21 protein-coding genes are annotated in these 23,018 nt (G+C 58.5%); 8 read left to right on the plus strand and 13 right to left on the minus strand.

Annotated elements, in window-relative coordinates; all coding sequences use genetic code 11:
• Window positions 1–21: 21 nt before the first annotated feature.
• The gene (gene nfo / locus KG007_RS05925; protein ID WP_195458833.1) at window positions 22–870 is read right to left on the minus strand and encodes a deoxyribonuclease IV; all 849 of its coding nucleotides are present in this window, start codon (window positions 868–870) and stop codon (window positions 22–24) included.
• A 96-nt stretch (window positions 871–966) separates the two neighbouring features.
• On the opposite strand from nfo, the gene KG007_RS05930 reads away from it, so the two are divergent.
• From KG007_RS05930 to KG007_RS05940, 3 genes are read left to right on the plus strand one after another with little or no spacing between them, the layout of a single operon-like run.
• Window positions 967–2,193, plus strand: coding sequence for a DUF3078 domain-containing protein (locus KG007_RS05930; RefSeq protein ID WP_213347686.1), 1,227 nt, complete (start codon window positions 967–969; stop codon window positions 2,191–2,193).
• A gap of 60 nt (window positions 2,194–2,253) precedes the next feature.
• Window positions 2,254–3,891, plus strand: coding sequence for a S41 family peptidase (locus KG007_RS05935; RefSeq protein WP_195460046.1), 1,638 nt, complete (start codon window positions 2,254–2,256; stop codon window positions 3,889–3,891).
• Complete coding sequence (locus KG007_RS05940) at window positions 3,884–4,084, plus strand: hypothetical protein (protein ID WP_195458831.1); 201 nt, start codon at window positions 3,884–3,886, stop codon at window positions 4,082–4,084. The genes KG007_RS05935 and KG007_RS05940 overlap by 8 nt, the downstream gene beginning before the upstream one ends.
• A gap of 65 nt (window positions 4,085–4,149) precedes the next feature.
• Here KG007_RS05940 and KG007_RS05945 read toward each other — a convergent pair whose 3' ends face one another.
• The 6 genes from KG007_RS05945 to rpsO all read right to left on the minus strand — a co-directional run bounded on the left by KG007_RS05945 (window position 4,150) and on the right by rpsO (window position 11,050).
• A complete protein-coding gene (locus KG007_RS05945) occupies window positions 4,150–4,704 on the minus strand; it encodes an RNA polymerase sigma factor (RefSeq protein WP_213347687.1) in 555 nt (184 codons plus the stop codon).
• Window positions 4,685–5,254, minus strand: coding sequence for a 4Fe-4S dicluster domain-containing protein (locus KG007_RS05950; protein WP_213347688.1), 570 nt, complete (start codon window positions 5,252–5,254; stop codon window positions 4,685–4,687). The genes KG007_RS05945 and KG007_RS05950 overlap by 20 nt, the downstream gene beginning before the upstream one ends.
• A 143-nt stretch (window positions 5,255–5,397) precedes the next feature.
• Window positions 5,398–6,279, minus strand: coding sequence for a deoxyribose-phosphate aldolase (gene deoC, locus KG007_RS05955; protein WP_195458828.1), 882 nt, complete (start codon window positions 6,277–6,279; stop codon window positions 5,398–5,400).
• A gap of 232 nt (window positions 6,280–6,511) precedes the next feature.
• On the minus strand, window positions 6,512–8,233 hold the full coding sequence (locus tag KG007_RS05960; RefSeq protein ID WP_195458826.1) for a hypothetical protein: 1,722 nt from the start codon (window positions 8,231–8,233) through the stop codon (window positions 6,512–6,514).
• Between the two features lie 209 nt (window positions 8,234–8,442).
• Window positions 8,443–10,686, minus strand: coding sequence for a polyribonucleotide nucleotidyltransferase (pnp, locus tag KG007_RS05965; RefSeq protein ID WP_213347689.1), 2,244 nt, complete (start codon window positions 10,684–10,686; stop codon window positions 8,443–8,445).
• Between the two features lie 91 nt (window positions 10,687–10,777).
• Complete coding sequence (rpsO, locus tag KG007_RS05970; RefSeq protein ID WP_195458822.1) at window positions 10,778–11,050, minus strand: 30S ribosomal protein S15; 273 nt, start codon at window positions 11,048–11,050, stop codon at window positions 10,778–10,780.
• Window positions 11,051–11,240: 190 nt separating this feature from the next.
• Between rpsO and KG007_RS05975 the strand changes: the two genes are divergently transcribed.
• From KG007_RS05975 to bla, 4 genes are all read left to right on the plus strand, one after another.
• Window positions 11,241–12,254, plus strand: a complete 1,014-nt coding sequence (locus tag KG007_RS05975; protein ID WP_213347690.1) for an FAD:protein FMN transferase — start codon at window positions 11,241–11,243, stop codon at window positions 12,252–12,254.
• Between the two features lie 7 nt (window positions 12,255–12,261).
• Entirely contained in the window at window positions 12,262–13,131 is an 870-nt protein-coding gene (locus KG007_RS05980) for a diacylglycerol/lipid kinase family protein (RefSeq protein WP_213347691.1), read from the plus strand.
• A gap of 68 nt (window positions 13,132–13,199) precedes the next feature.
• On the plus strand, window positions 13,200–14,114 hold the full coding sequence (locus tag KG007_RS05985) for an AraC family transcriptional regulator (protein ID WP_195458818.1): 915 nt from the start codon (window positions 13,200–13,202) through the stop codon (window positions 14,112–14,114).
• Between the two features lie 5 nt (window positions 14,115–14,119).
• Window positions 14,120–15,004 (plus strand): class A beta-lactamase, subclass A2, encoded by an 885-nt coding sequence (gene bla, locus KG007_RS05990; protein WP_213347692.1) that lies wholly within the window; start codon window positions 14,120–14,122, stop codon window positions 15,002–15,004.
• 37 nt (window positions 15,005–15,041) lie between these two features.
• Here the strand turns inward: bla and KG007_RS05995 are convergent, their stop codons facing one another.
• Window positions 15,042–15,569 carry a DJ-1/PfpI family protein gene (locus KG007_RS05995; protein ID WP_195458816.1) on the minus strand — a complete coding sequence of 176 codons (528 nt, stop codon included), beginning with the start codon at window positions 15,567–15,569 and terminating at the stop codon, window positions 15,042–15,044.
• A 166-nt stretch (window positions 15,570–15,735) separates the two neighbouring features.
• Here KG007_RS05995 and KG007_RS06000 point away from each other — a divergent pair, with 166 nt between their 5' ends.
• On the plus strand, window positions 15,736–16,083 hold the full coding sequence (locus KG007_RS06000; protein WP_213347693.1) for a winged helix-turn-helix transcriptional regulator: 348 nt from the start codon (window positions 15,736–15,738) through the stop codon (window positions 16,081–16,083).
• Here KG007_RS06000 and rimI read toward each other — a convergent pair.
• The 5 genes from rimI to KG007_RS06025 all read right to left on the minus strand — a co-directional run bounded on the left by rimI (window position 16,061) and on the right by KG007_RS06025 (window position 22,975).
• Window positions 16,061–16,528, minus strand: a complete 468-nt coding sequence (gene rimI / locus KG007_RS06005) for a ribosomal protein S18-alanine N-acetyltransferase (protein ID WP_213347694.1) — start codon at window positions 16,526–16,528, stop codon at window positions 16,061–16,063. The genes KG007_RS06000 and rimI overlap by 23 nt on opposite strands.
• Window positions 16,525–18,000: a RimK family protein gene (locus tag KG007_RS06010; RefSeq protein ID WP_213347695.1), complete on the minus strand. Its 1,476-nt coding sequence runs from the start codon at window positions 17,998–18,000 to the stop codon at window positions 16,525–16,527. Before KG007_RS06010 ends, rimI begins: the two co-directional genes overlap by 4 nt.
• Window positions 18,001–18,125: 125 nt before the next feature.
• A complete protein-coding gene (locus KG007_RS06015) occupies window positions 18,126–19,343 on the minus strand; it encodes a glycoside hydrolase family 57 protein (RefSeq protein WP_195458812.1) in 1,218 nt (405 codons plus the stop codon).
• Between the two features lie 8 nt (window positions 19,344–19,351).
• Window positions 19,352–20,671 (minus strand): glycosyltransferase family 4 protein, encoded by a 1,320-nt coding sequence (locus tag KG007_RS06020; RefSeq protein ID WP_317191084.1) that lies wholly within the window; start codon window positions 20,669–20,671, stop codon window positions 19,352–19,354.
• A 174-nt stretch (window positions 20,672–20,845) separates the two neighbouring features.
• Window positions 20,846–22,975 carry a glycogen debranching enzyme N-terminal domain-containing protein gene (locus tag KG007_RS06025; RefSeq protein ID WP_213347696.1) on the minus strand — a complete coding sequence of 710 codons (2,130 nt, stop codon included), beginning with the start codon at window positions 22,973–22,975 and terminating at the stop codon, window positions 20,846–20,848.
• Window positions 22,976–23,018: the final 43 nt, after the last annotated feature.

Genomic DNA, 23,018 nt, shown 5'->3' on the forward strand with positions numbered 1-23,018 from the left:
GCTTTCCGAAGCCTCCCTTTTTTATGCCTCCCCGGCGAATGATTTGAGCTGGGCGATCTCCTCGTTCCAGCGCGCCTCGTCGGGTGTTTCGAGGATCAGCGGAATTCCGTCGAAGCGCTTGTCCCCGGCGATGTAACGGAAGCACTCCATGCCGATCATGCCTTCGCCCAGCGGCGTGTGGCGGTCGACGCGGCTCCCCAGGATTTTCATAGCGTCGTTCAGGTGCATGCCTTTCAGGTATCGGAATCCGACGACGCGTTCCAGTTCGGCGAACGTAGCGTCGCACGCTTCCCGGGTCCGAAGGTCATATCCTGCCGCGAAGGCGTGGCAGGTGTCGATGCAGACGCCCACGCGCGATTTGTCCTCCACCCGGTCGATCAGGTAGGCCAGGTGCTCGAAGCGGAATCCGAGGTTCGAACCCTGCCCCGCGGTATTCTCGATCACGGCCGTTACGCCGCTTGTCTTGTCGAGCGCGATATTGATCGACTCGGCGATCCGGTCGAGACTCTCCTGCTCGGTGATCTGTTGCAGGTGGCTGCCGGGGTGGAAATTCAGGCGGTCGAGGCCCAGCAGTTCGCAGCGCTGCATCTCGTCGAGGAACGCTGCGCGCGATTTTTCGAGCGGCTCCTCTTCGGGATGTCCGAGGTTGATCAGGTACGAGTCGTGGGGCAGTATCTGCGCCGGGGTGTAGCCGTATTGTTCGCACGCCTTGCGGAAGGCGTCGATCTCACCCGCAGAAAGCGGCTTGGCAACCCATTGGCGCTGGTTCTTGGTAAACAGGGCGAAGCCCGTGGCTCCGATATTGTGTGCGTTGACGGGGGCGTTCTGTACGCCGCCCGATGCGCTTACATGTGCTCCGAAATATTTCATAGTTGGTCCTTTCCGTTTAACTTTCAGACAAAGTTAAAGATTTTGTAAATAAATTCATAAATTTGTAGATTGAAAATCAAATACAATCGCTTCGCTATGAAACATTTTTACCTGATTCTCGCGTTGGCGCCGATCCTGACGATGTCGGTCCCGGCTTCGGCGCAGATTTCCATCGACGAAGTCAACGCCGAACAGCAGAGCGTGACTTTCCGCGACCGGCTTAAATCCACCTCTGTCGATGCCGATTATTTCAGTCTGGCCCGCTACAAGGCCGAGCGTGCCGCGATCCGCAAGGAGCGCAACTACCTCGAATTCGGCGGCGGCCTGCAGGGATCGCTGACCTCGTACAACGACCCCTGGATTTCGGTCTCGGGCGGTGATAATTCCATCGCGCTGACGGCGACTTTCAGCCTGCGCCATATCTTCAAGAAAAACCTCTTCTCGATCGAAACCAAGTTCAATGCCAAGCTGGGCTACAACCGCATGAAGGTCGAGACGCAGCGTCTGGACCAGGACGGCAAGCCGATGGTCGACGAGAGCGGGAACAAGATCATGGACAGCGAAGGCGTGTGGTTCAAGAACCAAGACGAGCTTGTCATCTGGATCAACCCTGCCTTCGAAATGGCGAAGAACTGGTCTTACGGTTCGATCCTGCAATTCCGTAGCCAGTTTGTCAACGGTTACAAATCGCGCTCAGAACAGGAGAAGAAGCATCTCAAGAGTAAATTTATGACCCCGGGTTACCTCGATGTTTCGCTGGGTATCACCTATAAGAGTCCCCAAAAGAAATTCCCCATTACGGTCAACATGTCCCCGCTCGCCCTGAATGCCACCTTTGCCGAAAGCGACTGGATTCGTATGCGGCAGGTGGATGGTGACGGCAAGGAGATCAAGCCGGCCTATCCCTACGGTATCGAGGATCCCGACAAGACTTCGAAATACGAGGGTGGTTCGTCGATCGAAATCGGTTTCGACCGTACGTTCGGCAAAACGGGCTACCTGCGTTATCGTACGACGATTTTCTCCTTCTACGGCTGGATCACCGACATCGGCCAGAAGAACAAGATCGGCGATTACACCGAGTACCTGGAAGCGTACGACAAATGGGCGGCCGGCGACAAAAATATCAAGGACAAACCCCGTCTGCCGATCCATCCTACGGTGCGCTGGGAAAATATACTCGACATCAAGGCAACAAAATACCTCGCCACAACGTTAAATTTCCAGCTTTATTACAACCGGTCGCAGAATCCCGATGTGCAGGTCCGTACATTGTTGAGCGTGGGCCTGACGTACACTTTCAAAAACAAGCCGAAACCCTGATGACCTGATGTCGTTGCGGAATATTAAATACGGAACCGGCGTCCGGAATGCCATAATATGATGTATAAAAACTCGAAACATACCATCCTCTTCCCGCTGCTGCTGGCCGCGGGGGTGGTTCTGGGCCTGTTGCTGGGCCAGTATCTGGGCCGCAATACCACGACCTCGCAGCTCAAGGGCATGCTCAGCCGCATGGCGCTGCCCAACAACAAACTCTCCTATACGCTCTCGCTGATCGAGAACCAGTATGTCGATTCGGTGTCGATGGATTCGCTGGCCGAGCACGTCATCCCGATGCTGGTCAAGGAGCTCGATCCCCACTCGGTCTATATTCCCGTTTCGGAGATGCAGGCCCTGAACGAACCCCTCGAAGGGGAGTTCGACGGTATCGGTGTGGTCTTTAACATGGCTACCGACACGGTCATCGTGCTGAATGTCATTCCCCAGGGTCCGAGCGACAAGGCCGGGATCAAGGCCGGCGACCGGATCATCGAGATCGACGATTCGCTTGTCGCCGGACGCAAGATTCCCCAGTACAATGTCGTCAAGAAACTGCGCGGCCCGCGCGGTACGACGGTTCACCTGGGCCTCGAACGGCAGGGTATCTCCGACCTGGTCGAGGTCGATGTCGTGCGCGGCGTGATTCCGATCAAGAGTATCGAATCGGCTTTCCGCATCGCCGACGGCGTAGGGTACGTCAAGTTGGGGCAGTTTGCCCGCAGTACGTTCGACGAGCTCGACCGGGCTCTCGCCTCGCTGCGCGCCGAGGGTGTGACGAAGCTGATCTTCGACCTGAGGGGCAACTCGGGCGGCTTCCTCGACCAGGCGATCGCCGTGGCCAACGAGTTCCTGCACGAGGGCCAACTGATCGTCTATACCGAAGACCGTCACCACAAGCAGGTGCGCGAATACGCCGACGGCAAAGGCAAGGCGCAGGATATGGAGGTCGTGGTGCTGATCGACGAAGGAAGCGCCTCGTCGAGCGAAATTCTTGCCGGAGCGTTGCAGGATAACGACCGGGGTACGATTGTCGGACGCCGTTCGTTCGGCAAAGGCCTCGTGCAGCGCCAGATACCTTACAGCGACGGTTCGGCCCTGCGGCTGACGACGGCGCGTTACTATACCCCGACGGGCCGTTCGATCCAGAAACCCTACACGATCGGCGATGACGCCGACTACGAAGAGGACCTTTATAACCGCTATAAGAACAACGAGTTTTTCTCGGCCGACAGCATCCATTTTGCCGATTCGCTCAAACGGGTGACTCCGGGCGGAAAGGTCGTATACGGTGGTGGCGGTATCATGCCGGACGTATTCATCCCGGCCGACACGACCGACGTGACGAAGTATTTCGTCGAGGTGGCGGGCCGCAATATCCTTTACCGCTATACGATCGAGTATGCCGACCGTCACCGCGAGGCGCTCAACGCGGTGAAGACGATCGACGAGTTGCAGGCATTGCTCGACAGCGATAAAACCCTTGTGGAAGATTTCGTCCGCTATGCCGCCCGGAAGGGCGTTGCGCCGCGTCCGGCAGACATCGCCCGTTCCCGGAAACTGATCGAAGCCCAGCTTAGGGCCTATATAGGCCGCAATACGGCGCTGGAAGACAATGGTTTCTACGTAAATATCTTCCCGGTGGACAATGTCGTCATGCGCGCCATCGGGATCTTAAACGAACCGGATAGCAATGATTAAGAAACTGATCGGTATTATCGTGGCCGTGGCGGTAATCGCCATTATTGTCGTCGTGGTCCTCCGGCGCGACAATTTCCGGTCGATGGTCCTGCGCGGGGAACAGCCCGACGCTCCGGCGGCGGCTGTCGTCGCTGAGCCCGCGCTTCCGGCAGCGGTCGATTCGCTTGCCGTCGGAGTCCGGGATTCGATCTGAAAACCTTTTGCAGTCTGAAACAGCGGCCCCCGTGTGGGGCCGCTGTTTTGCGTGGTCTGGAAGGCTCAGTCCGTGAGGAAAGCCTCGTAGATTTCCGCTAACCGGCTGCGGAGGTATTTTACCGCATAATGTTTGCGCGACAGCAGGGTCGCCACCGGAATGCCCGTGTCTTCGGCGAGTTCCCGGAAGGTGAACCCTTCCATTTCAGTCAGGCAGAATACGTCGCGCTGGGCGGCGGGCAGTTCGCTCAGCGCCTTCTCGACCTCTTCCCAGACCAGTGCGCGGAGGTACTCCATTTCGGGCGAACTGCTGTCGTCGGCCAGCAGGGCCGTGATCTCGCTGACGAATCCGCTCTCGTCATCCGGGTCGCGGAGTTGGGGCATTCGTTCCTCGCGGCGTTTACGGCCGTGGTCGATGATGCGGTTGCGGGCCGTGCGGAAGAGCCATGCCGCGACCTGCCCGATGGGATTCACCGTGTCGGTCTGTACGAAGCGCATGAAAACCTCCTGCAGGATGTCTTCGCTTTCCGCTTCGGAGTCCACGCGCCGCGAAATAAAGGCCCGCAACTGCCGGCGGTAATTTTCGAATACCTCCGTGGGATTATTGTGCTGCGGCGTCATCTGCGGACTGTTCCCGTTCGCATAATTCCCGCATCCGGCGGCGGATGAACTCCCGCTTTTCGCTGTGCGACATGCCCCGCATCGCCTCGTGCAGGTGGCGGTGCTCCCGGCGCGACATGTGCGGACGGCCGAAACCTCCGCGGCCGAAGTGTCCGAAATGCCCGAAGAGCAGCCGCAGCAGTACCAGCAGGCCCAGCGATTGCCAGTAGTTGATGGCTTTCCAGCCCACGATCTCGGGAATCAGCGCATTCCACAGCCACATGGTCACGGCGACGCCCAGGGCGAGCAGGGCCACGCCTCCCAGGGCGTATCCTGCAATTTTCAGTTTTTCTTTCATCGTATTGTTCGGTTTAAGTAAAATCGCATTGTTCGGGCATCGCCGTTCGCACCGTCCGCATTCCGTGCAGCGCGAAGCGTCTGCGACGTTGACGAAGCGGCATGTGCCGTTGTCGACCAGCTTGAGGACCCCGCTGCCGCAGACTTCGGTGCAGTAACCGCATCCGGAGCAGTCGAAGGTGTAAAGTACGATCTTTCGTTTTTGTGCTGTCATTGCCGCTGCTTTCTACTTATGCAGACGATCCGGCGGCCCGGATATTTTAAATCTTCGGCTTTTTTCGTTCCGGGACCTCCCGGATATGAAAAACAGCAGCCCGACAGGGCTGCTGCATACCGTTTTCGGGGCTTTCGGGCCGCCTAGAAATACTTGATCTCCACGCCTTCGATAGCCGAGAGGATGTTGTTTGCGGCCGAGGAGGCGCCGATGCGGAACAGGTCCGGCGTGAGCCACTCCTTGCCGAGAATCTCCTCGACGATCGTGTAGTAGAGCGCGGCATCCTGGGCCGTACGGACGCCGCCTGCGGCCTTGAAACCGACCTTGCGGCCCGTTTTGGCGTAATAGTCCCGGATTGCCTGGCACATCACTACGGCGGCTTCGGGCGTTGCCGCCACGTCGATCTTGCCCGTCGAGGTCTTCACGAAATCGGCTCCTGCGAACATCGAAAGCAACGATGCCTTGCGGATCAGGTCGGGCGTTTTCAGCGCTCCCGACTCGATGATCACCTTCAGGACCACATCCTCGTCCATCTCCGTGCGGATTACCTCCACTTCGTTGGCGGCCTCGTCGTATTCGCCCGTGAGCATGCGGCCTACGTTGAGGACGATGTCCACTTCGTCGGCGCCGTTCTCCACGGCCATAGCCACTTCGAGGGCCTTCACTTCGAGGAAGGTCTGCGCCGCGGGGAATCCGCCGCCGACGCTCGTGATCTTCATCGGCGTGCCGTCCACAGCCAGCCCGACAGTCTCGACGAACGAAGGATAGATGCAGATCGAAGCCACATTGGGAATGTGGGGATATTTCTGGTAGAACTCCACGGTCTTGCGGGCGAACTCCGTGACGGAGGTCACCGAATCGTTGCACGACAGGGTCGTGATGTCGATGGCCGAATAGCAGAGTTTGTAAACTTCGGTGTTGTGGTTGCGGGCCTCGGCGACCTTGCGGATGCGGGCGACTTCTTCGTCGACTTGAGCTGCACTCCCGGCCGGGGCGTATTCTTTGAGATGGTTGGCGTATTCCATACGATCGTGTTTTTTACAAAATTAGAAAAATTATTCGATCCCGCATCGCTTCCGGATCAATTATTTTAACCGGTGTCCGCCGTGAACCGTTGTTGTCGGAACATACGCCGGAGCCGCTTTTTACAGTTACAACGTTCCCGCCCGCGCATTTGTTGCAGGGCACGCCGGATGAGATGCAAAAAAAGAGCCTGAACCGTAAACGGCCAGACTCTTTTTTATCGGGAGAAGCTGATTACTTCTTCAGTGCCTTCAGGTTGATGTCCTTAGCGGCCTTCTGAGCCAGCGCGGGGTTCTTCGAAACAGCGCTCTTCAACTGAGCCTCTGCAGCCTTCAGGTCGCCTTCCTTAGCGGCGATAACGGCACGCAGGTAGTCGGCGTCAGCCGAGTTGTCCTTGGCGATGGCCTTCTTGGCGCCGGCCAGGTCGTTCGACTGAACCAGGGCGATAGCCTCGTTGTAACCCTCGAGGTTCTTGGCAGCAGCCTTGTAATCGCCTTCGGCAGCAGCCATGGCAGCCTTGGCCTGAGCGTCGGCAGCGGCAGCGTACTTCTTGGCCTCGGCGGTGTTGCCGTTAGCCAGGTTGGCGAGCAGCAGGTTCTTGCTGAGCTCCTTCGACGAATCCAGCTTGGCAGCCTTCTCGAACGACTTCAGGGCAGCAGCCTTGTCGCCGGCCTGCGTCTGGGCAACGCCGAGGTTGTTCCATACACGGGCGTCGTTGAACTTCTTCGAAGCGGCGGTCAGGATAGCAACCTGCTCCTCAGCGCCGTTAGCCAGCTCCTGTGCGGCATAGAGATACTGCTCTACCGTCAGGTTGCCGCCGTTGCGGTAAGCGGCCATGATCTCAGCGTCGGTCAGACCCTGGAGGTCGGTGCTGTTGACGATCTGCGAGCGACGCAGTTCGGGAAGGATGTCCTTCTTCAGTTCGTTGAATACGCTCGACATGTTCTTGATCTCGGTCTCACGCTCTGCGGGCGAGTTGTAGAGGCTCAGCACCTGGAGAATGAGGTTCTTGTCTTTGATGTCCGACTTCTCGACCAGTTCCTTGAAACCGTCCCAGTCTTCGCCGTAAGCGGCAGCGTCGATATCCAGGCCTGCATCCTTGAGCAGTTTGGCAACGACTTTCTTACCCGATTCGCTACGCGACTTCGAGAGTTTGTCGTTGAACTTCACCGGACCGTCGGGCGAAGCGTAACCCTTCACGGCGATGTTCTGCGTAGCGCGGTCGTTCGTGAGGTTCTTGTCTACGTTCTCCTTGAATGCGCCGAGGTTGGCGTTCTTCTCGTTCTTCTTCGTCACAACCGACGAGTTGATGGCGTAGAGCAGGTCGGTCTTGTCGACTACCGTCGTCACCTTCTTGTAGTTGTTGGCCATCTGATCCATCAGGTCGCCGTACTTGAGGTCCTTCTGCAGGGTGTTCAGACCGTAAGCTACCGTCAGGCCGAATTCCTTGTTGATGGCAGCCTTGGCAGCGGCGTCGTTGCCGGCCAGCACGGCAGCCTGCTCCTTGGTGGGAATGGCTCCGGTGTTCAGGTTCACGAGCACGAACTCCTTGGCCTTGCCTTTCGGGCACTTGATCTCGGCGCGGAGCTGCAGGGCGCACTGGTCCATGCGGGGATCGTACGGGAACTCAACGTGCTGCGTAAAATTGCCGCCGTTGCTCATGTCTACGACTGCATAGTTCTCGTCCACCTTCGAACCCTGGTAATATTTGGTGGCGCCGGCTACTTCGCCGCCTTCGAATACGATGACGGGGGTAACTTTGATGATGGCCTTCTTGTTGAAATACTCCACGGGGAAGGTAACATTGATGTCGGCGGCAACGATGCCGTTGTTCAGCGTCAGAATTTCGGGGGTGACCGTCAGCTTGATGTCGTCCCGGTTCTTCGCCATCTTCTTGAAGCAGTTACAGCTCGAGAATGCCAGTGCGGCAGCCACGAGCACAACGCTCAATTTCATTAAGTTTTTCATAATAGGTAAAAGTTAATGTGTTTATTTTTAATTGTTTGCCTCTCGTTTTTCGTTCGTGCAGTCCTGCTTCCGGGGCTTGACGCCTCCATTCAGGACCTCCGAACAGCGCAAATATAGAAAACTCTTGCTAATTCTGCAATATCCCGGACGGAAAAAAGAACAGCTTTTCGTCCGAAATATCCACATTTACAGCCATTTTACTCTTCCTTGTGTTCAGGACGCTCCCGACGCTCGCCGCGCTCGCGGCGTTCGCCACGGTCTCCGCGCTCGGGACGCGGACGGCGTTCACGCTCCACATACCCTTCGGGTTTAGGCAGCAGCGCCTTGCGCGACAGCTTGAGTTTGTTGGTCTTGGGGTCTACGCCGATCAGCTTCACGTCAATCTCGTCACCCTCTTTCAGACCCGTCTCCTCCATGGTCTCGAAACGCTTGTAGTCGATCTCCGAGATGTGGAGCAGGGCGTCCTTGCCCGGCATGATCTCGACGAATGCGCCGAATGCGACGATCGAACGGACCTTGCCGTGGTAGGTCTCGCCTACTTCGGGAATGGCTACGATGGCCTTGATGCGGGCCAGCGCTCCGTCGAGAGCCTCCTTGTCGATGCCGAAGATATCTACGATACCCTTGTTGTCCACCTCCGTGATGGTGATGGTCGTGTTGGTGGTCTTCTGGATGTCCTGGATCACCTTTCCGCCCGGGCCGATAACCGGACCGATCATATCCTGCGGAATGACGATCTGTACGATGCGCGGTACGCAGGGCTTGTAGTCCTCGCGCGGCTCGGCGATGCACTCGGTGATCTTGCCGAGGATGTGCATGCGGCCTTTGCGGGCCTGCTCCAGTGCGGCGGCCAGCACCTCGTACGAGAGGCCGTCGACCTTGATATCCATCTGCGTGGCGGTGATACCGTCCTTGGTTCCCGTCACCTTGAAGTCCATGTCGCCCAGGTGATCCTCATCGCCCAGGATGTCCGACAGCACGGCCCATTTGCCGGTTTCGGAATCCGAGATCAGGCCCATGGCGATACCCGATACGGGCTTCTTGAGTTTCACGCCGGCGTCCATCAGTGCGAGGGTTCCGGCGCAAACCGTAGCCATCGACGACGAACCGTTCGATTCGAGGATGTCCGATACGACACGTACGGCGTAGGGGTTGTCCTCGCCCATCGGGATCATCGGTTTCAGGGCGCGCCATGCCAGGTGGCCGTGGCCGATCTCGCGGCGGCTCAGACCGCGGGCGGCCTTGGCTTCGCCCGTCGAGAAGGGCGGGAAGTTATAGTGGAGCACGAATTTCTCGGTTCCCTGTACGAGCACTTCGTCCTTGACCTTTTCGTCGAGTTTCGTGCCGAGCGTTACGGTCGTCAGCGACTGCGTTTCACCGCGGGTGAAGATCGCCGAGCCGTGGGCCGCGGGCAGGTAGCCCACCTCGCACCAGATCGGGCGGATTTCGTCGGTCTTGCGGCCGTCGAGACGCTGGCCCAGATCGAGGACCATGTTGCGCATGGCCTTCTTCTGTACGTCGTCGTGGAAGTATTTGTGGATCAGCGGAGCTTTCTCCACCAGTTCCTCTTCCGAGTAGCGGGCTGCGAACTCGGCTTCGAGGGCGTTGAACTTGTCTTCGCGCTCGTGCTTCATCGTGCCGCTCGTAGCGATGGCGTAAGCCTTGTCGTAGAGCTCCTTGATGATCGTCTGGCGCAGTTCTTCGTCGTTGACCTCGTGGCAGTAGGTGCGTTTTACGTCCTTGCCCAGTTCCTTCGAAAGTTCGATCTGTACGGCGCAGTGCTTCTTGATCTCCTCATGCGCGAATTTGATGGCGCCGAGCATCACCTCTTCCGAAACCTCCTTCATCTCGCCCTCGACCATCAGGATGTTGTCGATCGTACCGCCGACCATGATGTCCAGGTCGACGTTCGCCATATCCGAGTAGTTGGGGTTGATGACGTACTGCCCGTCGATGCGGGCTACGCGAACCTCCGAAATGGGGCCGCCGAACGGAATGTCCGATACGGCGAGTGCTGCCGAAGCGGCCAGGCCGGCCAGTGCGTCGGGCTGAATATCCTTGTCCGCCGAAATGAGGTTGACCGTTACGTAAACTTCGGCGTGGTAATCCGCGGGGAACAGCGGGCGGAGTGCGCGGTCGATCAGGCGGGCGACGAGCACCTCGCTGTCATTGGCCTTGCCTTCGCGTTTCATGAAACCTCCGGGGTAGCGGCCTACGGAGGCGTACTTCTCCTTGTATTCGACCTGGAGAGGCATAAAGTCGGTGTCGGGTTTTGCATCCTTTGCGGCCACGACGGTTCCGAGCAGCATCGTGTCGCCCATCTTGACGACGACCGAGCCGTCGGCCTGTTTGGCCAGTTTGCCCGTTTCGATCTCGATCTGGCGACCGTCGGCCAGCGTAATGATCTTGCGGACTGCGTTGTACAGCTTCTTTTCTTCCATAAAAAATTAAACCTATAGTGTTTTCAAATTGTTTCAGCAACGAAAATGAAGGCAACACCTCTCGGGCCTTGCCTTCATTTCTTCCTCGGGATTACTTACGGAGGTTGAGCGTCTTCACGATTGCGCGGTAGCGCTCGATGTCGATCTCCTTCAGGTACTCCAGCAACGCGCGGCGCTTGCCGACCAGGCGCAGCAGTGCGCGCTGGGTTCCGAAGTCGTGCTTGTTGCTTTTGAGGTGTTCCGTAAGGTGGCTGATACGGTAGGAAAACAACGCGATCTGACTTTCGGGCGAACCCGTGTCGGTGTTAGACTTGCCGTACTGGCCGAAAAGCTCCTGCTTTTTCTCAGCTGTTAAATAAGCCATTGTGTAAAATTTATTTACGTTCCACTCTACGACGCATCCCCCTTACCGTGGATAACGCCAGAGCGTTCGGCAAAGGTATGAAATAATTGAGAATTATACATTGAAAAATGAAAATTATTTACCTTTGGAGGCCGAAAAACGACAAGTTAACAGGGAAAATCGTATTTTTGCCGCTAAACAAGTGAAAATTATGGAGAAAACGGGTATGCGCTGGGCTTTTGCCGCGTTTGTCGCAGCGGTGCTGTGCGGCTGCGCGGGCCGGCCGGATTTCACCGTTGTCGACGGGGTGATGCTCGGCACGACGCTGCATGTGGTGGCCGATGTCAAGGGCGTCTCGTCGCAGGAGCTTTATGCGGCCGTCATGGAGCTGGACCGCGAGGCCAAGGCGTCGATGTCGATCTACGATCCGATGTCGCTGCTGAGCCGCCTGAACCGCAACGAAACCGACACCGTCGACCGGCATATCGCCTTTAACCTGCACCTGGCCGACAGCATCGGGGCCCTGAGCGACGGACGCTACGACGTGACCGTCAAACCGCTGGTCGAGGCGTGGGGCTTCGCCGGGAAGGAACGCACCGAGCATCCGAACATCGATTCGATCCTCGAGTTCGTGGGGCGTGAAAAAGTGCGCGTAGCGGGCGGACGGCTGGTCAAGGACGACCCGCGCGTGCAGCTCGATTTCAACTCCGTGGCCAAAGGTTATACGGTCGACCTGCTGGCGGCGCTGGTCGAAAAATACGGCGCCGAAAACTATATCGTCGATATCGGCGGCGAGGTCCGCTGCCGGGGCGTCAACCGTCAGGGGCAGGCGTGGCGCATCGGCGTCGAAACGCCCTTCGACGGCAATATGTCGAACGGCGAATACCTCCAGAAACGGATTCAGATGACCGGCGGAGGAATGGCCACCTCGGGTAACTATCGTCGTTTCTACCTCGACAAGGAGGGCAACAAGGTCGCTCATACCATCGACCCGCGTACGGGCCGCAGCGCCCTTTCGCGCCTGCTGTCGGTGACCGTCGTTGCCCCGACCTGCGCCGAGGCCGACGCCATGGGGACGATGTTCCTGGCGATGGGCGCCGACGATGCGCTGGCGGCTGTCGGCCGGATGCCGGGCGTGAAGGCTTACTTTATCCTGGCCGGGGCCGGGGAGGACGAATACGAAGAATATGTTTCGCCGGCGATGGAAGCGCTGGTTATGAAATAATGAGATCATGAAAACAGCGGTATTTCTCTACAATCCCGGGTCGGGCAAAGGAAAGATCGCCCGCAATGTCGGGTGCATCAGTACGATTTTCCAGGCTTACGGATACGAAATCACGCCGCAGCCGATCGATTTCACGGTCAATCCGTTCGACGGGAACGAGACGATCGGGCTGATGGTCGTCGCAGGCGGCGACGGCACGGTCAACTACGTGGTCAACGCCATGAAACGTAAGGGGCTGGACATTCCGCTCGGGGTGATTCCCGCCGGTACGGCCAACGATTTCGCCCGCGCGATCGGCATGTCGTGCGAACCGCTCGAAGCGGCGCGGCAGATCGCTTCGGGGGCCGTGGACCGGGTCGACGTAGGCCGGGTGAACGGGCTCTATTTCGTCAATATCTTTTCGTTCGGCATCTTCACCACCACGTCCCAGCATACGCCCGACAAACGCAAACACCGGATCGGTAAATTGGCCTATATCATCGAAGGAATCAAGGAGTTCCGTTCGATGCACGCCGTGCCGCTGGAGATTGTCGCCGACGGCGAACGGTTCGATCTGCGGTCGCTGATGGTGTTGATTTTCAACGGCGAGACCGCAGGCGGGTTCCACCTGGCGCGGCGTTCGTCGATACGCGACGGACTGTTCGACTGCCTGCTGTTGGAGAAGAAAAACTTCTTCCGCTCGACGCTGGCCATGTGCCGTTACCTGGCGGGCGGCAGTCCGAAAATCGTGCGCCACCTGCAGGTGCGGACGATCGACATCCGTTCGTCGGTCAACGAACCGACGGATGTCGACGGGCAGAAGGGCGCCGAATTCCCGTTGCATATCGAGTGTCTCGCCGGCGGCCTGCGCGTGATGTGCGCCCGGCAGCGGGAATAAGTTTTTTATCTCCCGCGCTTGCGATTTTAAGCGGTAATTGTTACTTTTGTCGGAAAAACTACGACGATATGGCGGATAACGGCAAAGCGACGCGTGGCGAAGGACGCGAAAGCCTGCGCAAAGTCTCCATCTCCCGCATCAAGAAGGAGATGAGCGATGTCTTTTACCTCTCGGACGATCTGGTCATCGCGGCGCTTTCGGCGCAGAACAACACTACGGCCGATTATCCGGCGACGATCGACGGCTTTTCGGCCATTGTCATGATGACGGGCGAGGCTACCGTGTCGATCGACATGGAGAATTACAACGTCAAACCCAACACCCTCGTCTTTTTCAATCCCGATTCGATCATCCGCACGGTGAAGTGTTCGTCCAACGCGGCGGCTTATTTCCTTGCCTTCTCCAAGTCGTTCGTCAATGAGATACAGATCGACCTTTCGACCTCGCTGCCGGTCTACATGCGCTTCGGCAAAGCCCCGGTGCTGGAGGTGACGCCGCAGGACGTGGACGAAATCCGGCAACTGTTCCAGTTGATCAAAACCATGCTGCGCAGCGACAAGGAGCGTTACCGCCACGAGATCATCCGCACGCTCTTTACGACGGCGTTCTACATCATCACCGAGATCAACCAGCGCGAGCAGCCCGGCGAAATGAAGCAGGGCCGCTGCGAGGTGCTTTTCGACGAGTTCATGTCGCTGCTGCAACAGTACAACAAAAAGGAACGCAACGTGAGCTTCTATGCCAAGCAGCTCAATATCACGCCCAAATATCTTTCGTCTGTCGTCAAGGAGGTGAGCGGCAAGACCGCTGCGCGGTGGATCGACGAATCGGTCATCCTCGAAGCCAAAGCCCTGCTGAAATATTCGGGCATGAGCATTCAGGAGATCGCCTACCACCTCAATTTTTCGACGCAGTCTTTCTTCGGTAAGTATTTCAAGCAGCACACCGGAACTTCACCCTCGCGTTACAAGCGCAAAGGCTGACGGCGATGAGACGGTTTTTGCCCCTCTGCTGCTGTCTCCTAGCGGCTATGCCCCTTTCGGCCCGTACGGGAGCGCTCGAACGCGACATCCGCGTTGTGGCCGACAGCGTCCGCGCGACGGTGGGCGTCGCCGTGGTGTTCGGCGACGGCGACACGCTCGTGGTGAACAATGCGCACCGTTATCCCACGATGAGCGTCTATAAATTCCACCAGGCGCTGGCCCTGCTCGACAGCCTCGACCGCGCCGGCCTTCCGTTGACGACGCGCATCCCGGTCCTGCGCTCCGACCTGCTTTCCGATACTTGGTCGCCGCTGCGTGATGCCCGCCCCGAAGGCGGTTATGAACTCACGGCGGCGGAACTGCTGGATTACAGCGTTGCACAGAGCGACAACAACGTCTGCGACCTGCTTTTCCGGTTCCTGGGCGGACCTAAGACCGTAAACCGCTACGTCGCCCGGCTGGGCGTCGGCCGTACGGCGATCGTTGCCGACGAGGAGACGATGCACCGCCGTCCGGACAACCAGTATCTCAACTGGACCACGCCGCTGGCCGCCGTGCGGCTGCTCGAGCGCTTCCGCCGCGGCGAACTGCTCTCCGCCGAATACGGGGACTTTCTGCTGGAGACGATGTTCGGCACGACGACCGGTCCCGATAAACTCCGGGGACTGCTGCCTGCGGATGTCGCCGTAGCTCATAAAACGGGCAGCGCTTTCCGCGATGCGCAGGGCGTGATGGTCGCCGACAACGATATCGGCATTGTCCGCCTGCCCGACGGGTGCAGCTATTCGATAGCGGTCTTCGTCATGGATTCCCGCGAGGACGACCGGACGAACGCCGCCGTCATCGCCCGCATCTCGCGGCTCGTCTACGACTACGCCGTCCGGCGATAACGAAAAGCCCCTCCGGAAGAGGGGCTTTTTCAGGCGGTTATTTCAACGCTTCGACCACTTTCGGGAGCATCTCCGGAATGGCGTGTTCCTCCTGCGCGGTGAAGAAGTTGCCGTCGGTTTCATAGGCGGCGTCCGTTGCGACGGGTCCCGTCACGGCGGCTTTGGCCAGCGGATGTACGGCGACCCGCCGCCCTGCGGCGACGCCCGCGAATCCGAACATCATTCCTGCGGCACAGTGGCCGATCATCAGCTTTCCCTTTTCGCCGAAGGTTTTCAGCACCTCCATCAGGTCCTTGTTCCAGGGTTCGCCGGCATGCTGTGCGAAGACCGGCACGGCGTCGCCGCAGGCAAATACGAGGGCGTCGTACTCGTCTTCATGGCCTTTGAGGTTGGCGATGACATCGTCGGCGGTCAGGCCGACGCCCGAATTGGTGCGGATTTCGCGGCTGTCGGCTACCGCGAAGAGGGTGTAGGGAATTTTGTTTTCGAAAAATGTTTCCAGATACTGGAACAGGCCCATCCCGTTCACGGGATTCACGGCCACGACGGCTGCTCGCTTTGCCATAGTCACAATTTTTTGAATGAAACGACAGTTATTTTAAGTAAGTTTATTACGTTTGTGAACAAATATACGATAAACCGCGCGCTAAAACAAGTACGCACGTAAAAATGAGTAGGTTACGAAAAAGTAACCGTTGTTGGAAATCAAAGGAATGGAAACGGAAAAAAGTTTGGAAAATTTTATACCTACGGGATGCTGTCCGGTTCGGGACATACTGAGCCGCCTGGGGGACAAGTGGTCGATGCTGGTATTGCTGACGCTCAATGCCAACGGGGTGATGCGTTTCAGCGAGATTCACCGCACGCTGGGCGACATTTCGCACCGGATGCTGACCGTCACGCTGCGGATGCTCGAAACCGACGGAGTGGTCAGCCGCGAGGTCTATGCCGAGGTTCCGCCGCGCGTGGAGTATAGGCTGACGGAGCGGGGCCGGAGCCTGCTGCCGCACATTTTCGGGTTGGTGGAGTGGGCCGAGACGAACAAGGAGGCGATTCTCAGCGGCCGGGCGAAAGGCTGAGCGCCATGCGCCGGGCGTCGGCGCCGTCGTGGTAATAATCGCGCAGCAGTTTCCCGGGCCGGAATCCGCTGCGGGTGTAGAGCCGTATGGCCGCGTCGTTGTCGGTGCGCACTTCGAGCGTCACTTCACGCAGCCCGAGCTGCCGGGCCAGCGCAACCGCCGCATCTATCAGTGCCTGCCCGGCTCCGCAGCCGCGGGCCGCAGGGTCTACCGCCACGGAGTAGATGCGCAGGTTGCCCGCCGTGCGCCGCGCCAACAGCGAAATGTAACCGACGACCGCGCTGTTGAGGCAGGCCACGTAATTCGCCCCCTGCGCCTGCGTGAGCAGGTAGTGCAGCTGCCGCCGCGAGAAGGCCTCCTCTGCGGGAAAGCAGCGCCGTTCGACGGCCTCCACGGCATCGAGGTCCCCGGCGGCCGCCGGGCGTATTTCGACTGCGGGCGTCATTGTGCGTGCAGGCGGTTGAGGCAGTGGATGAAGTGGTTGAGGATGCGGTAATAGAGCTCGTCGCCCAGTACGGCGTCCTCCACTTCGTGATCGATCGACGGATTGTCGTTGATCTCGATCACCACGGCCTTGCCGTTGATGAGTTTCAGGTCTACGCCGTAGAGTCCCTTGCCGATCAGCGCCGCGGCTTTGACGGCCGTGTCGAGCACCTTCTGCGGGGCTTTGTAGATGGGCACGGTCTCCCAGGCGCCGCACAGGTTGCGTCCCGTGTCGTCGTGGGCGTGGTTGTAAATCTGCCAGTGGCCTTTGGCCATGAAATACTTGCAGGCGAAGAGCGGCTCGCCGTCCAGGAGGCCGATCCGCCAGTCGAATTCCGTGGGAATGAACTCCTGGGCCAGCAGCACGGCCGAGTGGGCGAACATTTCGTCGAGCGCCGCGCGCAGTTCTCCGGCGTTCGAGACCTTGTGCATCCCTACCGAGAACGATCCGTCGGGAATCTTGAGGATAAAGGGCGAGCCGAGCTGTTCGCTGATCTCTTCGTAGGTGTATTCGTTGCTGCGGAACAGCAGTTGCGAGGCCGGGGCCGGGATGCGGGCCTTTTCGAAAAGCTCGCTCAGGTAGACCTTGTTCGTGCAGCGGATGATCGACTCGGGATCGTCGATCACGGCGATGTCGTTCATCGCGGCCCGCTGTGCGAGGCGGTAGGTGTAGTGGTTGAGCGACGTGGTGGTGCGGATGAACAGCGCGTCGAACTCCATCAGCCGCGTGGCTTCCTCTTCGGTGATCAGTTCGGCGTGGATGTTCATCTTCCGGGCCACTTCGAGGAACTTGTTGAGGGCGTCCTTGTCGCTGGGCGGGAATTTCTCGTCGGGATCGTAGAGGATGGCGAGGTTGTAACGTGCGGGCTTTGCCGAGCGTGGCGAACGCCACACCTTCTTGTTGAAGCAGTCGAGCGCATTTGCGAAGTCGTCCTGCTCGCTCTCCGAAAGCCGGTGCAGCGAAAGGGCCTGCACCGATTCGATCTGGTTGCGCGCATGGTTGTTCATCGTCACGCGCAGGATCGGGCAGGGATAGTGGTCGAAGATGAAGCGGGCGATCTTCTCCAGCCCCTTCTCGCGGCAGGTCCCGAAGTAGATGTTCAACTGCCAGATTTCGTCGGTGATGCGGTTGCGCTCGATCCATTGATGGCAGAGCTGCTGGAGGTTGCGGTTCATGCGTATTCCTGCGCCCGATTCGAGTTTGTTGAGGGTTTCGACCCCCGGCAGTACGCGGTGTCCGCGGGCCTGGGCCAGCAGCGAGCAATAGTAACCCTCGGAGTTGTAGCCGTATTCGTCGCTCAGGTTGATGACCAGTTTGGGAGTCCGCTCTCCGTAACGGTGTTCGAGGTAGTCGGTGGCGGTCATCAGCGAGTCGGTTTCGCAGTAGGGTTTCCAGTCGTTGAGGCTGTTCAGCAGGATGAAGACGCTATTCATGCATGTGTATTTTCAATGCGCCAAATGTAAGCAAATAAAACATACGCTGTACATCCTTTGCTCCGTTTTGCGAATAAAAAAAACGGGCTTCCGAAGAAACCCGTTTCAGATCGTTCCCAAGGCGCTCAGGCCCGCTTTTTAGCCGCCTTTTCCGCCACGGCCTTGTCCAGTTCGATGATGAAATCCGAAAGGACGTTCATGTAGTTGATGAAGGCGTCGTAAGCCGAGTCGTAGGGATTGAAATAGGAGTGTACGTCGCCGTCCGACAGCCACTTGGTAGCCATGTAGTAGAAATGGTCGGAGGTCTGCATGAAACTCCATACGTAGTCGAAATCGGGGTTTTTCAGCGCCGAGACCTTCTCTTTCTGGGCGTAGAGTTTCGAGAACGCCTCGTTCTGCAGTTCGTTGCCCAGCCATGCCGTCACGTCGCGCTCCTCGTCGGCCCACGACATCACGTGCGGGCAATGGAGCACGGCGACGGGTTGGTATTTCTTCGCGGCTTCGGTCACCGTGGCGAACTCCAGGCCGTTCTTCTTGGCGAGGATCGCTTTGGGCAGTGCGCGCATGAATTCGAAGATGCCCGTGTCGGCGGTCTGATGCTCGCCGAAGGTCTCGTAGTCCATAAACAGGTTGATGACTTCGCCCGGCGTCTCGTCCGAGGCGAGCCACTGCACGTATTTCTCCGCCGTCAGGGGCCATTCGTCCCAGTTCTTGTTGGAGAAGCGGAAGGCGATGTCGTCCGAGAGCTTGTAGTTGCGCAGCAGCAGGCGCAGTTTCTGGTCGATGGCGTTGGCATAGACGTAGTTGGGCGATTTCCAGCCCAGTACGTGCTTGGCGCCTTCGGCCAGCATCGTGCGGAAGCCCATGCCGGCCACCATCTCGCCGATCTCGTCCGAATAGATCAGCTCCGTGTTGCGGAATGCCGTGGGTTTCAGCCCGAATTCCTTTTTGATAAGGTTCGTGTGCAGCTTGACTTGCTCCGTAAAATCCTCCTTCGAAGCCAGCGAGGCCAGCGAATGGGAGTAGGTTTCGGCGAGGAACTCCACGCAACCCGTCGCAGCCAGTTCCTTGAACGAATCGAGGACCTCGGGGGCGAAGGCGCGGAACTGTTCGATGGCGATGCCCGTGATCGAGAACGAGCAGCGGAACTTGCCTTTGTTCTCCTTGATGAGTTTGAGCAGCAGGGCGTTCATCGGCAGGTAGCACTGGCGGGCGACCTTCTGCATGATCGAACGGTTCATGAGGTCATCCAGGTAGTTGTGGTCCTTGCCCATGTTGAAGAAGCGGTATTTCTTCAGACGCCAGGGCTGGTGCACCTGAAAATAAAGACAGACGGTTTTCATGCGGGTTGCTATTTTAATTGTTTTTTATTCTCTTCGATCACGGCTTCGTAAACCGATTTGATCTTCGCCGCGGCGTCGTTCCACTTGAGATTGGTCACCTCTTCGAGGCCTTTCGAGGCGAACATGTCCGACAGGGCCGGGTATTTGATCAGCCCGTAAATGGCGTCGGCCAGGGCGTCTACGTCCCAGTAGTCGACCTTCACGGCGTAATCCAGCACCTCGGCCACGCCGCTCTGCTTGGAGATGATCACCGGCACGTTCGAACGCATCGCTTCCAGCGGCGAGATGCCGAAGGGTTCCGAGACCGAGGGCATCACGTAGACATCCGACAGTTGGAACATCTTGTGTACGTCCTCGCCGCGGAGGAATCCCGTGAAGTGGAAACGGTCGGCGATGCCCAGCCTTGCCACGCGGCGGATGACGTGGTTCATCATATCGCCCGAACCGGCCATCACGAAGCGTACGTTGGGAACCCGCTTGAGGACCTTGGCGGCCGCTTCGACGAAGTAGTCGGGGCCTTTCTGGTAGGTGATACGGCCCAGGAACGTAACGATCTTGTCGTCGACGCCCCGCTCGGGCGTCTTGCCGCAGTTCTGGGCGAAACGCACGGCGTTGTGCACCGTGACGACCCGTTCGGCCGGAACGCCGTAGCGGTTGATGACGATATTGCGCGTGAGGTTCGAAACGGCGATCACGCGGTCGGCGGCGTGCATGCCGGCCCGCTCGATGGCGTAAACCTGCGAGTTGACGTTCTCGCCGCTGCGGTCGTATTCCGTGGCGTGCATGTGCACCACCAGCGGTTTCCCGGAAACGCGTTTTGCGGCGATCCCGGCATAATAAGTAAGCCAGTCGTGGGCATGGATCACGTCGAATTGTCCTTCGAGGTCCTTGGCTACCTGCGCGGCGACCACCGCATAACGGGCCACCTCCTCCATGAGGTTGGCGCCGTACTTGCCCGAGAAGGTGTAACGCTGTTTCCAGGCGTCGGTCGTCGACCAGGTTTTACGCCCCGATTTGACGTATTGCTCGTGGTAGGTTTCGTACTCCTCGGGAGAGATATAGGGGACCATGTTCGAGTCGATGTGGATGAAGGACATCTTTTCCAGAATATCGTCCGCGCCGCTGCCCGTCGAGCCGTACATGGCCTCCACCTCGCTGGCGTTCACTACGTGCGTGAAACGCTGGTCCTCGTCGCCGTACGCGTGCGGGACAATGAAGGTTACGTCGACACCGTTGCGCGCCAGTCCGCGGGTCATTCCGTAGCAGGCCGTTCCCAATCCGCCCGCAATGTGGGGCGGAAACTCCCATCCGAACATTAAAACTCTCATACCTTATCCTTTTTGTAAATTTATATTTTCGGCGGCCTTTGCGCTATCGGCGGTCGGGTGTCTGCGGCTTTGGGCCGTGCTTCCGACTCTGACTTCTCTCCGAATCCCCTCCCTGGAAAGGGATTCGCCATCCGGCACAATTCCTCTTCACATTGTGCGCCCGGGCTGTCGTTGTTATTTCTTCTTTTCTGTCCCTTTCTTCGCTGTCGTTTTCTTTACCGCCTTTTTTGTGGTTTTTTCTTCGCTCCGGGGCGTTTTCGCCGCTTTTGCGGCGGGTTCTTTCGCCCCTATCTTTATAGGAACGCTTTTTGGGGCCTTTGCAGTCTTCGGATGCGCTGTTTTCGAAAGTTTTTCCGACTTTTCGGTCTTCTCTTCCGGCTTGCGCGCCAGGATCATGCCGTGAATGTCCAGCAGGGCTGCAACGCTCCAGGCCTGTGAAATGGCTCCGCGCGGTGCGAACGGGGGATCGGCGTCGAAAAGTTCGCCGATCGAACCGATGCCGTAGGTCTGGATGTCCTCGTCGAATCCGGCCAGGGCTTCTTCAGCCTGCTGCAGGAACGCGTCGCCGTTGACATCGAAGCAGGCCCTGACGTAGAACGACAGCAGCCACGGCCATACCGAGCCGTTTTTGCCTGCGAAGTCGCGTTCGGCAGGCGTGCCCTCCTGCGAACCCTTGTAGAGCGGGTTGCGGGGCGAGAGCGTGCGCAGTCCTTTCGGTGTCAGGAGGTGCTGCCGCACCGTGCGGATCACCTCCAGTTGGATCTGTTCGTCGGGCATCTTGTAAGGCAGCGCGCAGGCGATGATCATGTTCGGGCGGATATCCGTCGATGCGCCGCCGCAGCCCACGTAGTCGGCCAGATAGCCTTCGGACAGGGGGAACAGCGCGTTGAACGACGCCGCGGTGCGCTCGGGAAGTTTTTCCCACGCCTTGACGAATTTTTTGTCGTCCGCCTCGCCGGCAAGCCGGAGTGTATAGCAGACGGCATTGTACCACAGGGCGTTGACCTCTACCTGGTAGCCGTTGCGCGGGGTGACGGACCGTCCGCCGACGACCGAGTTCATCCATGTGAGGGGAACTTCGTCTGATGCGGCCCATACGAGTCCGTTGTCGTTCAGTACGACGCGGCCCGCAATGCCCCGTTTATAGGCTTCGAGCACCTGCTTCATGGCCTCGCCGTAGTGTTTCCAGATTTTTTTCGCCCCGATGTGCGCTTCGAGCCGTTGGAGGGTCCAGAAAAACCATAAGGGAGCGTCTGCGGCTACTGCGGCCGACGTGTTCCCGGCGAACATGCCGTCCTGCATGTCGCGCACCATCGTGTCGAGCGCGTCGATGCAGTCCTCCTTGTGGTCCTGCTCCAGGGTGATTCCCGGCAGCGCCACAAAGGTCTGGCGGCCCGAAACCCCGTGCCACGGGTAGCCTGAGACCACTTCCGTGCGGTTGCCCGGACGGCGGATCAGGAACTGGCGCGCCGAGTGCTCGAGGCAACTGATGAAGTCGATCTTGTGCGTGCGGCGCGCGATGGAGCCTTTGAAAACCTCTTCGATGGTTTTCGTCGAACCCATTTCGTCGAGCGATGCCGAGAAGATGATGCTTTCGCCCTTCTTGAGTTCGGTTTCGAAGTATCCCGTGGTCATCAGGTCCTCGTAGCCGTCGTAGCCCCGGGCGATGTCCTGGAGGTATTCGAAATTGTAGTACCAGTCGGGGGCCGGCACGAACTCCGCACCGGGTTTGCTGGTCTGCATGTAGAGCCACGGGAACGACCTGTAGAGGCGGCACTTTACGCCGTTGACCGCCGGGTAGGAGTGCCCGTCGGCCTCCATGTTGGCGTGGGTCAGCGCATGTTTGTCGCGAAAAGCGAGGAAGGGGCGCAGGCGCAGGCGCGTTTCGGAATGCGCGTCGACGAGCGTATAGCGGATCATCAGTTGCGTGCGCTTGTGAATCCACAGCATCTCCTTCCGGAGGATCACGCCGCCCACACGGTAGGTGATCGTGGGGGTGGGCGTGTACTCGAAATCGGTGATATATTTGTGGCCGCGCGGCTCGTAGGTTCCCTGGAAACGGTGCAACGCCAGGTTGAATGTCTGGTCGTGCTGGATAATCGTTTCGTCGAGCGCCGACAGCAGGACATAAGTCCGGTCGCTGTCGTCGATCGGGGCCACCATCAGGCCGTGGTAACGGCGGGTGTTGCAGCAGACGATGGTCGTGCTCATGTAACCGCCGATACGGTCCGTTGCAAGCATTTCGCGCTGGAGCGAGTACTCCAGATTGCCCAATTCGCTTTTGTCGAAAGTAAGTGCTGACATATCGCTTTAAAATACAGTTCGTCCATTAAAGATATTAAAATTC

Origin of the sequence: Alistipes montrealensis (assembly GCF_018362775.1) — a bacterium.
Taxonomy (GTDB): Bacteria; Bacteroidota; Bacteroidia; order Bacteroidales; family Rikenellaceae; genus Alistipes; species Alistipes montrealensis.